The sequence below is a fragment of the Bartonella acomydis genome, assembly GCF_039543025.1.
GTDB classification, from domain to species: Bacteria; Pseudomonadota; Alphaproteobacteria; order Rhizobiales; family Rhizobiaceae; genus Bartonella; species Bartonella acomydis.
Map to the genome: position 1 here is coordinate 1 of NZ_BAABIY010000046.1, position 602 is coordinate 602.

1 protein-coding gene is annotated in these 602 nt (G+C 36.7%); it reads right to left on the reverse strand.

Going from position 1 to position 602, the window contains the following annotated elements; translation table 11 throughout:
- Positions 1-469: 469 nt before the first annotated feature.
- Positions 470-602: type IV secretory system conjugative DNA transfer family protein (locus ABD909_RS06925; RefSeq protein ID WP_345097229.1), on the reverse strand; the 133-nt coding region annotated here is incomplete at its 5' end.

The window sequence follows — 602 nt, forward strand, 5'->3', positions numbered from 1 at the left end:
CCCTCGCGTATTCTTTTAAGATTTCGAGCATTGGATGAGAGAAAAGAGATCCCTCGAATTCATGGGTGTTTTTGCTTGTAACAATCCTTATCTTAGCGCTGTTTTCTTTTACTGAGAGAGAAAGATCGGTCTGGGCTGTTTTCATGCATGGTGTCTTTTTATTTTTATAGAAAGATTTTATCCAAGAGATTTTCCTATAAAAGCTGTCTTTAAAAGCTTCTTAGTAGAGTTTTCGAAGCATCGGTATAGTTGGTATACACTGTTTGGTAATGAGAAAAGCACTTCACAAAGAATATTGTGATTGGAGGATACAGGTATAACAGCATTCTTCAAGGATTTTTCCCTCCATATTTTTCTTGCTGAATCATGCGGAAATTCCTTGTTTGTGGGCTTTTATGAAATAGAACCTTTGTTTTTGTCCTTTGATGTTATTCTTGTTTTTATACACGGTCTCCGAAGGGGATGTTTTTTAGTTTTTCTGTGCTTTGGGGGCAAAACGGTTCTTTTCAGCAGCTTTTAACATTTCTTTCCTTCTAAAATAGATCGCGCGACCACATCGTAAAGGGGGTTGTCCTTGCATAAGAATAATTTGTTCATCTTGA